Source organism: Kitasatospora sp. NPDC057198, assembly GCF_042670125.1.
Lineage (GTDB): Bacteria > Actinomycetota > Actinomycetes > Streptomycetales > Streptomycetaceae > Kitasatospora.
The window spans coordinates 18,556-31,307 of sequence record NZ_JBHUWH010000034.1 but is presented as its reverse complement, the minus strand read 5'-3'; the positions used below and the strand labels follow the sequence as shown (position 1 = coordinate 31,307).

Sequence of the window (12,752 nt, the reverse complement as noted above, 5' to 3'; positions counted from 1 at the left end):
GCTCCGGCGGCCCTAGCGACTGAGGTCTGGTCAGAGTCCTTGCCTGGCATTGTGGCTGATGTGGCAACGGCCTTCGGCCGGGCTACCTGGGAGAGGGTGCCCGCCGACCGCGTGTCGGACCGGCCGGGTCGACTGGCGTCGGCGGGCACCCTTGTCCTTCTGCCCCCACTCCAGTGGATCATGTATGGCACGGGGCAGACATCTCAAGTCGGGGTGGCCACAACCGCTCAAGGTATCTGTTGCCTTAGCTGGTTTTTTTCCAGGGTTCGGAGTTTCGCCCCCGTCCCTCCCGAAGTCGTGCGGTGTCTTGAGCAGCTGCCGGTTCGTCGCTGGGGGCGGCTGTAGGTGCGGAGGGGAGGCCAGCGTCCGATGCGGTCACATGTCAGTGGAAGCACGGGCCAACGCCAGCGTCCAAACCCTCGATGGATCAGTCGGATGGGTTGGAAAGGGGCTGCCCAGTCCAGAACTTCGCTGCTGCTGCGTTGTGAGGCCAGGGCCGCCATAGGTTGCTCGCCTCGGCGTACTCCCGTAGGGCGTTGGCCTGGGATGGGGCGTGCTCCCATTCGCGGGTGCTGGGTGTGAAGTCGGTGCGGCCGACCAACAGCAGCAGCGCGGCGACTGCGACGTCGTCCGGGTGGGCGAGCATCGGCAGGGGAAGTGGCGTGTATCCGCACTGGTCCCAGGCGGGTTCGCGGTCGTAGTGCAGCGGCGTGTACACCCATGCCTGGTCGGCATCCCAGCGCAGTTCTACGCCGTGGCCCAGCCAGGCATCCGCTGTGGCAACGAGCGGCAGGTGGCCGTCCGGCATCGGTTCCGGGACGCACGGCTCGAACGCGTAGAACACGCCTGGGGCCATGTATGAGGAGACGTGTACGTGCGTCGGGTCCGCCCTCACCGCCCTGAGCGCAACAAGGACGGCCTGGGCATACGGGGCGTGCGGATGCTTCTTCGCCTCGGGATTGACCGGGCCGTTGGGCTGGGTGTCCGTCACGGGCCGGAGCTTACAGGCGTCCTGGGCCCGGGCGAATGCTGCAGAGGAGGACGTCGGCGGGCGGCTTGGCGTAGCGGGTCTGGTGTGGCTGCTGGCGATGCACGGGGCGTGGGGTGGGGGTTGCTGTCCGATGTGGTTGCGCGTGTCGGTGGGAGTGCGGGCTCGCCGGTCCTGGGCGCCTCGGTGGCCTCGGGATCATGTAGTGCTCGAGGTGGTTGCCCATTCGTCGCCGAGGAGGTCGGTGATCGCCACCTGGTCCTCGATGGGGAGGGTGCCGCTGCGGGCTCTACTCCTGGCTTTGGCGAGCCAGGCTTCGATTGCGATCTTCTCGCCGTCGACGGTGACGCTCTCGCGGGCTTCGGGGAGCCGGCCCTCCTCGCGGACGAGGAACGCTTCGAGGAGGGCGGTGTTCTGGCGGAAGGTCCGGCGGGCGCGGGCAGGCGGGCGGAGGGGGTTGGTGGCCGGGGTGAGGCCGATCTCGGCGAGCAGGTGTTGCTGGTCGGGGTCGAAATCGGCCCAGTGGGAGAACCGCCCCGGGTTCGGTAGAGACTCGATTTCGTGTGAGGATTCGAGTCATGGCACATCCCTCCTCCTACCCGCCTGAGCTGCGCCGTCGTGCGGTGCGCATGGTCGCCGAAGTCCTCGGCGACTACCCGAACGAGTCGGCCGCGCTGCGGGCCGTCGCGGAGAAGCTGGGCATCGGCTCCGCCGAGACCCTGCGCAACTGGGTCCGGCGGGACCAGGTCGACTCCGGACAGCGCCCCGGCACCACAACGGAGGAGTCCGCGCAGATCAAGGCGATGAAGAAGGAGATCGCCGAACTCAAGCGCGCCAACGAGATCCTCAAGGCCGCGGCGAGTTTCTTCACGGCCGAGCTCGACCGGCCACACCTGCGCTCGTAGCGTTCATCGACGGGCACCGGGGCCGCTTCGGCGGTGTCGAGCCGGTCTGCCGCGTGCTCTCCGAGCACGGCTGCAGCATCGCCCCCTCCACCTACTACGCCTTCAACAACCGTCCCGAGTCCGCCCGTTCGGTCCGGGATGCGGAGCTGAAAAATCTGATCACGACGACGTACGAGGACAGCTTCCGGGTCTACGGCGCCCGCAAGATCTGGCGCGAGCTGAACCGCCGCGGCCACACGGTGGCCCGCTGCACCATCGAGCGGCTGATGCGCGAGCTCGGCATCACCGGAGCCGTCCGCGGCAAGCGCGTGGTCACCACGGTCCCCGACCCGTCCGCCGAACGGGCTCCCGACCTGGTCGACCGCAACTTCGTCGCCTCGGCGCCGAACCGGTGCTGGGTCGCGGACTTCACACACGTGGCGGCGTTCGCCGGCGTCGTCTACGTCGCGTTCGTCGTGGACACCTTCTCCCGTCGCATCGTCGGCTGGTCCGCTGCGACCACGAAGCAGACCAGGCTCGTCCTGGACGCCCTGGAGATGGCCCTGTGGCAGCGTGACCGCGACGGACACCCGCCCGGACAGGGCGAGTTGATACATCACAGCGACGCGGGCAGTCAGTACACATCTTTCCGCCTGGCCGAGCACCTCGACGCCGTTGGTGTCGCCGCCTCCATCGGGTCGGTCGGCGACGCCTACGACAACGCCCTCATGGAGAGCACGATCGGGCTGTTCAAGACCGAGCTGATCAAACCCCGGCGACCCTGGCGCACGCTGTCGCAGATCGAGCTCGCCACCGCCGAGTGGATCGACTGGTACAACCACCGCCGACTCCACGGTGAGATAGGCCACGTCCCGCCCGTCGAATATGAGAACACCTACCACCTCACAACTACAAAACCACAGGTCACCACCACAAGCTGAGGTCTCTACCGAACCCGGGGCGGTTCAGCGCTAGCTTGTCGGCTCCCTTGGAGCCGACCCGGTAGACCCCGGTGAGCCGCTATAGGTAGTCCTGGACGATCTCCAGCACATCGGAAACGTCCTGGGCCTCCCCGCATTCGATGCGGAATTGACAGCCGTGGCCCCGACCCGTGGTGGGCTCCCTGTCTGGGGGAGACCGGCGTTCCCGGCCCCTCCAGGCGGTCGTCGCCGCGGGGACGCGGGCTGGCCGCCGCAGTGGGTGATGCGGCGGTCGCCTCAGCTGTGCATCCGGTTCCTTCGCCACCGCGCCGTCGGGAAGACGTTGATGGCACGCCCTGCGAGACGGCCACCGGTGCCAGACTCACGGGGCGTGCGCGCCGGGAGCGCGTCGGGCGTAGTGCTGCACTCCCAGCACGCACCGGCGCACTCGCAGCTCCGCCACCGCTCCACGCAAAGGCCTCAAATCACCATGGCTGAAAGGGCGTTCCTGACGTGCGGGTGGTGAGCGGGTATCTGTGCTGGGACGATGAAGGCTTCTCGCACATGTACCGACCAGGGGGGCACGTGGCACCCGTGCAGAGCAACGACCAGCGCCTGCTGGACCGCATTCTCGATGACCAGCACCGGCGACTGGCGCCGCACAAGAGCCGGGAGGACTTCTTCACCTTCTTCACCGCCGACAAGGCCCTGCAGGAATGGGACCTCGACAACGACGAGATCATGGACGGGATTGTCGACGGCGCCCACGACTGCGGGGTGGACGGCATCTGGTCGTTCGTCGACGGCCGGTACGTGACGGCTGACGCCTATCAGTACCTGACCGCACGTGCGAGCAGGATCGACCTGGTCATCTTGCAGGCGAAGACCTCCCCTGGTTACCAGGAGACGGTCTTCGAGAAGCTCCACTTCCATCTGCCGGCGCTGCTGGACATGGGCCGGGTGGAGGAGGAGATGACGGCCCACACCAATGCGAAGCTCCTGGAGCGCACCCGCCGGTTCCTGCACGTACTGGAGGAGTCGGCGTCGTCCTTCCCGGAGCTGTCGGTGCGGGTGATCTACGCATGCACGGCTGCCGAGGGCCCACACCCGAACGTGAAGTCCAAGGGTGACCGGCTCCGCGGAGAACTCGCGAAGATCACGTCGGGCGCCTCCGCGGCGATCGAGTATCTGAACGCCGCCGACCTGCGCGAGCGTACCGCGCGCGGCGCGAAGGCAGTGGCTGAGTTGGTCTTCTCGGAGGCACCGATGGGCACCTCGCTGGGCGAGGGGTACGTGTGCCTGGCCCGACTGGACGAGTACTACCGCTTCATCACGACGAAGAACCAGGCCCTGCGCCTGGAGCTGTTCGAGTCGAACGTGCGCGACTACGCAGGCTCCACCGCGGTCAACAAGGCGATCTCCGAAACGCTGAAGTCCGGTACAGGCGAGGACTTCTGGTGGTTCAACAACGGGGTGACGGTCGTCGCGGACGCCGCCCAGATCGTGGGCAAGAAGATCGTCGTCAGGGAGCCGCAGATCGTCAACGGCCTGCAGACCAGCCACGAGGTCTACAGCTACATCGAGTCCGGCGGGCAGCACCGCGACCGCTCCCTGCTGGTCAAGATCGTCGTCGCGCCGGGGTCCGGTACCGCACGCGACCGCATCATCCGGGCCACCAACAGCCAGACCCAGCTGCCCGCCGGAGCACTGAGGGCGACCGAACCGATCCAAAAGGACATCGAGGAGAGCCTCATCCACGACGGCGGCTACTACTACGAGCGGCGCGCTGGCTACTACCGCAACCTCGGCTTCCCGCTCGACCAGGTCGTCAGCATGGCCCGCCTCGCCCGCGAGTTCACCGCCTTCGCGCTGCGCGAGCCCCACACCGCGCTCAAGCACTCCGAGGCCCTGCTCCTGGAGGACGCCCACTACAGCAAGATCTTTTCAGCCAGGCTCGACCTGGACCTCTACCGGCTGAGCCTGGACGTCCACACCACGCTGCGCCGTTTCCTCACCGACTACGCCCAGGACCGGCCGCTGCTGGGCGAGACGGTCGAGAACTGGCTGTACCCGATGGCCTGCATGTCCGCCCACACCCTCACCCGGCTACGCCAACCCACCACCCGCGATCTGCTCAACATCGACCTGGCCCACCTCGACAACGAACTGATGGAACGCATGGCCACCACCCTCGACGGCGTCTTCAAAGCGGCGTTGCGGCAGAACAAAGCCGGCGGCGTCGACCGCATCGCCCGCAGCGCCGACTTCACCACCCGCCTGCGCCAAACCGTCATCGGGCAGAGCCGGTACCACATCACCAACTGATCTCAGGTCAAGTGGCCCGGTACGGCACCACGCGCCGATCGGGCGAGGGCTGCCTCCTCAACCGGGATCCACGGTTAAGGAGGCTCTGGGGTGATCGCGTGTGACCGAGCTTCGACAGCAGCGGCTCGGGCGGCCCTACCGGGCGCGGACGTCGAGGCGTCACCGCAGGTGTCCACGCGTAGTTCGGGGCGGGCCGTGGGGCATGGACCTCGACTCCGTTAGGGGTGGCGGTGACGCGGTCGGCGGTGGGTCACGGTACTGCCGTCGGGGTGTCGGTGCGGCCCGCGGCCATGCCATCCGGCCGGGGGCGGTGGGCCATGCCGGAAGCAGTGCCCTGAAGGGCGCAGTGCCCTGGAGGGCGCAGTGCAGGCCGGGCGCGGTGTCCTGGGGGCTCACTGGGTCGGGTGGGTTCGGGTGCGAAAGGCCTCATGCCTTCCTCGGTGACCCGGTAGACCGGGGGCATGAAGATCCGCACCGGTACCGCCGACGACGTCCCCGAAGTCATCCGCCTGCTCGACGAGGCCGTGGCTTGGCTCTCCTCGCTCGGCCGCACCGGCCAGTGGGGCGACCGGCCGTTCAGCTCGGTTCCCGGACGGGTCGAGCAGGTGCGCAACTACTTCACCGAGGGCTTCCTGCCTCGGCTCGCCGAGAGCGCGGACGGCACCCTGCTCGGCGCCTGCGTGCTCTCCGAGCTCGTCCCCGCGTACGCCACCCCAATCGCCGAACCGGAGCTGTACCTGCGTCTGCTGGTCACCTCCCGCGAGCACTCCGGCTCCGGCGTCGGTGCCGCGTTGGTTGCCGACGCGGTCGAGGAGACCCGCCACAGGGGCCGCGCCGTGTTGCGGGTGGACTGTTACGCGGGCGACGATCGCCGCCTGGCCCGGCCAGTTCCTGGAGCTGCGGGTGTGACCGGGCTCCGGTGGGCGACGGGAGGTCCGGGAGCACGTCGGTCCGGGGATGACCGGGACGCCCCGGACTCAGCCGGGCGTGGCGTCCGGAACGACTGCGGGAACGCCTTGCGCGTTTTGACGTCAATTGCCGACGCGTTCTACTGGAAAGGCCGCTCGAGTTGGGTGTGGAAGCCTTCGGCCGACACGGGATCGTCGGCGGGAGAGCGCCCTCGCCCCAGTTGCCCGACTGGTCCTCGACCGCACCCGCGTCCTGGGCCCCGCCCAGCCCGACGCCCTCACCGCCCGATGGCGGCACGAGCGCCGCGCATCGTGCACGAGCAGCGTGACGGTCCGCGAATCGTCGGGTGGGCCGGATCAGGCGGTGTCCGGGGTGGCTGCCCATTCGTCGCCGAGGAGGCCGGCGATCGCCGCCCGGTCTTCGGCCTTCAGGGTGCCGCTGCGGGCTCTGCTCCTGGCTTTGGCGAGCCAGGCGCCGATCGCGATTTTCTCGCCGTCGACGGTGACGCTCTCGCGGGCTTCGGGGAGCCGGCCCTCCTCGCGGACGAGGAAGGCTTCGAGGAGGGCGGTGTTCTGGCGGAAGGTCCGGCGGGCGCGGGCCGGGGGGCGGAGGGGGTTGGTGGCCGGGGTGAGGCCGATCTCGGCGAGCAGGTGTTGCTGATCGGGGTCGAGGTCGGCCCAGTGGGTGAGTTGGCGCTGCAGCCAGGGGCCGATCTTGATGCCCGCGAGGACGCTGTCGGGGTGGAGGGCTGCGGGGTCGTTCCCGGCGCGTAGGTGGGTGTGGAGGGTGGCGTATTTGCGGTGCCAGTCGGGGCCGTGGGGCAGGCGCCAGTGGGGGTCGATGCGCTCGAGGTCGGCGATGCGTTCGGAGGTGAGGTGGCTGCGGGCGGCTTTGGCGCGTTGTTCGGCGAGGAAGCGTCCGCCGGGGTCGGTGGCGGGGATGGCGAGGTGGCCGGTGAGCTGGTGGTAGGCGGTGACGGTGGTGAGGTTGGCCTGCCACTGGGCGTCGGGAACGCTCCAGATCATGCCGAGGGCGTCGAGTTCGGCGATCCACTCGGGTGGGAGTTCGCCGCGGTGGTAGGCGGAGCGCTGGCCGGAGATGAACTCCCCTAGCGTGAAGCCGTACGAATCTACGTACTCGTGGGGGACGGCGAGGTGGCCGTGCTCGTCGCGGTAGGCCTGGGCGGAGGCGAGGCCTTTGAGGCGGGGTCGGGTGCTGATGCGGGCGGGGTCGAAGGAGATGAGGTCCATCGCCCGGGCGATCGCCTCGGGGTGGATGTCGTAGTCGAAGCGCCAGCGGCGCTTGACCAGTTCGCGCACCTCCCCCGGCAGCCGGTTGGCGCGGTTCGGGAGCCGTTCGGCGATGCGGTGGTCGTGGCTGCGCAGCGCGGTGGCGATCGCCCAGACGGGTTCGTAGGGGGTGCCGAGGATGTCGGTGGGGTCGGCGCCTTGGGGGATGTAGGCGGGGATGATCAGGTGGGCGAGCTTGTCGGTGCCAGCGGGTTTGCGTAGGGCGCGGCCGAGGGCTTGGACGCAGCGGACGATGCTGCGGGTGGTGTCGGCGATGACGACGGCGTCGATGGCTCCGCTGTCGACACCTTCGGTGAGGACTTTGGCGTTGGTGAGGATCGCGGCCGGTGCTGCGGTGAATGCCTGCAGGGTGGCTTGGCGTTCGTCGGGCAGGTCGTCGCCGTTGATGTGCAGGACGCTCGGCATGGTGGTGGGACGCAGCTCTGGGGGGAGGCGGCGCAGGGTGTGGGGGTATTCGCGGGTGAAGTCGCGGGCGGCGGCGACTTCGTTGAAGTAGACGAGGACGTGGTGGAGTTGGTGTTCGGCCATGGCTTTGTGGATGGCGAGGTGCAGTGCGGTGGTGCGCAGGGCGGTGCCCGCTGCGGCGTCATTCGGCTGGGTGTCGCCGGATCGGGTGTTGTCGGTTTGGAGGCTGGTGGTGTCGGTATGGAGGCGCCTGTGGAGGTCGGTGTTGGTGATGGTGGGGACGAGGATGCGGTAGTCGGCGATGACGCCGTCCTCGACGGCCTGGTGGAGGGGGTAGTGGTGGACGGTGGGGCCGTAGAGGTGGGTGTTGTCGAGTGAGTTGATCAACCTGGGGTCGATCGATGTCTGGCGGGTGGTGGTGCGGCGTCGGCGCGGTCGGTGGGTGGCGTCGGGGTCCGCGGTGAGGTCAGGGCTCTCCCACAGGCGAGGGGTGGCGGTGAGGAACAGGCGGCGGTCGGCCTTGATGAGCTGGTTGTCGAGGACCGTTGCCCACTGCTTGTCGTGGTGGCCGGTGATGCGGTGGGCCTCGTCCATGATCGCGAGGTCGAACGCGGGTGCGTGGCGGGCCTGTTGGGCTTCGGTGATCTTGCGGAGGCTGTCGTAGAGGACGAATACCGTCAGGCGGGGGCGGGTGTGCATCAGGCCGGCCAGGATGGTGAAGTCGCCGGTGCCGGCCACGTTCGCCGTCTGCAGGGCAGTGCTCGCGGTGGCGTCCATCGAGGAGATGAGGACCATCGGCTCGCGGCGCCGGTCCGTGCGCCACGCAAGGGCAGTCTGCACGGCGAGGTCCTTCGTCGGCAGCACCACCATCGTGAGGTGGGCCCCGACCTCCTCGGCGACCCGGATTCCGATCAGCGTCTTGCCCGTCCCACACGCGGACACCACCGTCGCCCGCGATCCCGCACGGCGCAACTGCCGCGCCGCAGCCGCGATAGCCGCCGCCTGGTCCGCACGCGGCCGACGGCGTGGCGCGTCGAGTGGAGCAGCAGCCGGGACCAGAGGGTGGGGAGTAGCGGTCACGAACAGCAAGTCTCCCATTCGGGCGGGGTGCTGATGGTGGTTCGTGACCAAGGGGGGCGAGGCGGAACGGGTGGCGCAGTACCTGCTGGAGTTGGTGGCCGAGGTCTATTTCCTGGAGCGGCCCGGTTGCGGGGCTCTGGCAGAGCCAAGCTCAGGCCTTTTCTGTCCCCTGCGGCGCCGATCGAGCGGGGTCGTGGGCCCACAGAGCTGCGGCGATGCGCCGCATGACGGCGGGGCGTTCCGGCTCCTGCGTCCCCGGGGGCGTGAAGGGCTCGGGCACGATGATCGTCGTCTGCTCGGCGCGTTCCACATGCTGTCCCATTACGGGAGAGAGTGCGTTGACCAGGTCCATCGTGGTGTAGGTATCGGAGGGGAGGGCGAGGGCGTCGATGTCGGGCGGCATCGGGTGCCTCATGGTCTGGCAGTGGATCACCGGCTGGTTGTGCCGGCGCTGCGAAGGCCGGTCCGAGGGGACACGGATCTCCGCGTCAAGCATCTGGACGGCCAACTGGCAGCCGAACTCCTGTGCTTCCTTCGGGCTCTCGAGCAGGGCGACCACTCGGCGCAGCGTGTGGTGTTCGATGACGCGGGCGAGGCCGATGGCTTGGGCGCGCCATCGGTTGGGTTGTTCGGGGACTTGTGTGCGGACCACGCGGTAGGGGCTGAGCAGGTCGTCGTCGACGAGTGCGCGCCGTTTCACTGATTTGTGGTGGGTTCCGAAGATTTCCTGGGCGGTCATGTCGACGGCCCAGGGTGGCTCTGTGGCACTGCTGGTGGGCAGGGGCAGTTCGTGGGGGATGCGGGGGGTTGCCGTCAGGTAGAGGCGGTTGTAGGCGAGGATGCCGTCGTCGTGGTGGATCAGTGCGTGGGGGTGGTCGGGGCCGATGGCTCCTTCGGCGGTGCGGTGGGCGTCTTCGACGACGAGGTGGTCCCAGGGTTTCAGATGGTGTTCGAGGTGGCTCTGGGCGATGAGTCCGGCGTCCTGGTAGCGGGCGACGACGAGGAGTTCTGCGGGCTGTTGGTCGGCCCATTGGGCGAGTTGGGCTGCGCTGGTCAGTCGGGCGGCTTTCTTGCCCCCGCCGGGCAGGTGAAGGTTGACGGCCGCGATGGCCCTGTGACGCACCGTGCTCCAGGTTTTGATCACGTGGCGCAGGTAGGCAGGGTCGGGGCCGAGGACCAGGCAGGCACGGGCTTGGGTCCGGTCGGCCGTCACTGCGGCCACGGTGGTCTTGCCTGATCCGGCCGGCATGTCGATCAGGATGCGTCCGCCGCCATGGAGGACGAGGTCGGCCATTGCGGCGGGCATGCGGTCCGCGTCTGTCACCCAGAGGTGGCGCCAGGGCTTGTCGGTGTACTCGGTGGTCTCCTGCTCCGGTTCCCCAGCTTGGTCGTTCCCGGCTTGGGTCCCTGCGGGGTTGTCGGGGGCAGTGGCCGGGTCGTCCTCCCTGTCGGCGGGGAGGGTCCATTCCATCGAGAGGACGTCGAGGGAATCGGTCTCTTCCTCGCTCAGGAGGCCCGCTGCGGCCTTGACGCGCAACTCTTCGATCCACTGGCCGAGGAAGAAGAGGTAGCCATGGTGGTTGTCGGTGCAGTCGGCGGGAACGCGCAGGTGCCCACGGGCGCGGAAGAAGCGCCGGGCTGCGCGGAGGCCCTGGGCGTGGGTGGCGGCTTGGGTGTCGGCCGGGTGGCGGAGGCCGAGGGCGAGCGGGTCGTCCTGCAGCGGCAGGGCAGCCAGTTGGTTGCGCTGGCCCCGGGCGAGGGCGGGGAAGAGGTCGAACTGTTCGTCCAGCCACCGGGTGAGGGTGTCTGCGTCGCGCGGCAGCGGTCCGGGCGAGAGGTTGAGGGCCGTTTTGCGGGTGCGCGCGGCTGCGCACATGCGCTGCCATTGCCGGGGCCAGGAAGGGTTCCACCACGGGTCGATGCTCTCCAGTGCGCGCCGGTAGGGAACGGGGAGGGCGCCGGCGTCGTCCTGGTCCCGTTGTTGGGCGAGCCACTGCCCCAGAGGCCGGCCCTGGTGGGTCAGTGCGGGTTCCGGGACCAGGTGGCCGTGCCGGTGTGCGTAGTCCTGGGCGGTCTCCAGGTAGGACTCGGTGCTGTCCTTGGCGTGCGCCCAGACCATGTTGCAGGTGGCCAGGGCTGCCGCGCGGGGTGCGGAGAGGTTGCCTGCGGCTTTGAGGGCGCGTTGGTATCCGAGCCAGCATCCGAGGTGGAAGCCGTCGGGTGCGACGTAGTTGCTGGGGACGTTCAGGTGGCCGTGCGCTTCGAAGAAGCGCTGGGCGTTGGCCATGCCGGTTTCCCAGACATCGGGTTCGGGGTCCATGACCCGCAGCATCAGGTGAGGGGCGATCTCCCGGACGCGTTCGGGTCGGACGACGGAGACCGGCGCAGGCAGCAGCAGCGGTGTGCCGTTGACGGGGAGGCGGTGGAAGAAGTGTTCGTCGTATGCCTTGAGAGCGATCATGACCTGGTGCAGGAGGTGGTACGGGGTGCCGAATGTGGCTTCTTCGGCGCCCTGTCCCGGGCCGAAGAGCACGGGGATGACGAGTGTGGCGATCTTGTTCATGCCGGGGCCGATGCGCAGGGCGCGGCCGATGGCTTGGACGATGTCGATCGTGCTCTGCTTGGGGTCGGCGAAGAGCACGGCGTCGGCGAGAGGGAAGTCGACCCCCTCGACGCACAGGCGGACGTTGCACAGCACGTTGAGGTCGGCCTGCGCGCCAGGGGCAGCGGGGTACGGCGGTCGGGCGAACCTGGCCAGGCGCTCCCTACGTTCGTGGCGGCTTTGGTGGGAGTGGATGCTGGCGGCCCAGAGGCCGTCGGCATGGCTACCGGGGACAGCCGCAGCGGTTTCGGGCAGAGTCTGGGCAAACACTTCGCTCTGGGCGATGCTGCGACTGAAGACCACAGCCCGGCGGATGCCGTGGTCCTCGCGGGCTTTGATGAGGGCCAGTTGAGCTGCTCCGACCCGCATGGCGTCGGCCTGAGGGGTTCGGGAACGGTTGCGTCCGGCCAGGAAGGCCCGCAGTTGCGGGTCGTGGATCTCCGGTGCCACGATGCGGTAGTCGGCGAGTCGGCCTTCGTGGATGGCCTCGGCCAGCGAGTACCGGTAGGCGACGGGTCCGTAGAGGGAGATGTCGTCCATGGAGGCGACGGGCTCGATGGTGATGCCCCGTCTGCTGTTCCAGAGGCGAGGCGTGGCGGTGAGGTAGAGCCGGTGGCGCGCGGGGATGGCGTCGTTGTCGTGGATGACCGCCCATGCTTTGCCCAGGGCGCCAGCGGTGCGGTGGGCCTCATCGACCACGGCGATGTCCCAGCGGGGCAGCATGTGGAACCGGTGCGCCTCGACGATCTTGGGCAGTGAGGCGTAGGTGGCGAAGACACTGACGGGCCCGTCCGTGGTGCGTACAAGGGTGGCGAGCGCTTGGGCGTCGCCCGTCATGGTGATCACGTTGTCGAGGGCGGCTTCGCTGGTGCGCTCCTCCGAGCACAGGCCGATGTAGCGTCCGGGGCGGCCGGAGGTGTACCAGACCCGGGCGGTCTGGTTGAGCAGTTCCAGGGTGGGCATGACGGTGAGGCTTCGGCTGTCCGGGACGATCTCGTGTGCGACGTGGACGGCGAGGTGTGTCTTGCCTGTTCCACAGGCCATGTGGACCTGTTGGCGTTCGTAGCCCATGGCGAAGGCGTTCAGGACGCAGTCCGCCGCATCGCGTTGGCGCGGCCACAGTTCGCTGGCGAGGCGTTCGGAGGACGGTTCGTGCGGCACGCCGCGGCTCCCGGGGCCTGGGTAGGGGTTCTCGACCAGGATGCTGAGCGCTGGGAAATGCGTGGCCGTTTACGGGAATGGGCCACCCGGTGGGCTGAACCTTGCGCGAAGAGCCCCGCGCTCAGGTGGGAGAGCGTCTAGGCAGAGCAGGCGGCAGGTTGCCGCTCG

The 12,752-nt window shown here is 68.8% G+C and carries 5 protein-coding genes and 1 pseudogene; 3 read left to right on the top strand and 3 right to left on the bottom strand.

The window, feature by feature from the left end; translation table 11 throughout:
* Positions 1–427 precede the first annotated feature (427 nt).
* Positions 428–991, bottom strand: coding sequence for a hypothetical protein (locus ACFUEL_RS06705; RefSeq protein WP_380234931.1), 564 nt, complete (start codon positions 989–991; stop codon positions 428–430).
* 575 nt (positions 992–1,566) lie between these two features.
* Here ACFUEL_RS06705 and ACFUEL_RS06700 point away from each other — a divergent pair.
* The 3 genes and pseudogenes from ACFUEL_RS06700 to ACFUEL_RS06690 all read left to right on the top strand — a co-directional run.
* Positions 1,567–2,813 (top strand): IS3 family transposase gene (locus tag ACFUEL_RS06700; protein WP_380234930.1). Its coding sequence is split into 2 segments (ribosomal slippage): positions 1,567–1,864 and positions 1,864–2,813, totalling 1,248 coding nucleotides; the frame shifts between segments, so codons are not numbered across the junction.
* A 573-nt stretch (positions 2,814–3,386) separates the two neighbouring features.
* Positions 3,387–5,117 (top strand): AIPR family protein, encoded by a 1,731-nt coding sequence (locus tag ACFUEL_RS06695; protein WP_380234929.1) that lies wholly within the window; start codon positions 3,387–3,389, stop codon positions 5,115–5,117.
* A gap of 461 nt (positions 5,118–5,578) precedes the next feature.
* A pseudogene (locus ACFUEL_RS06690) lies at positions 5,579–5,959 on the top strand (GNAT family N-acetyltransferase); the annotation flags it as partial.
* A 423-nt stretch (positions 5,960–6,382) separates the two neighbouring features.
* Here ACFUEL_RS06690 and ACFUEL_RS06685 read toward each other — a convergent pair.
* Together ACFUEL_RS06685 and ACFUEL_RS06680 are read right to left on the bottom strand one after the other, a co-directional pair.
* Positions 6,383–8,839, bottom strand: a complete 2,457-nt coding sequence (locus ACFUEL_RS06685; protein WP_380234928.1) for a Helicase associated domain protein — start codon at positions 8,837–8,839, stop codon at positions 6,383–6,385.
* A gap of 133 nt (positions 8,840–8,972) precedes the next feature.
* The gene (locus ACFUEL_RS06680; protein ID WP_380234927.1) at positions 8,973–12,584 is read right to left on the bottom strand and encodes a Helicase associated domain protein; all 3,612 of its coding nucleotides are present in this window, start codon (positions 12,582–12,584) and stop codon (positions 8,973–8,975) included.
* Positions 12,585–12,752: the final 168 nt, after the last annotated feature.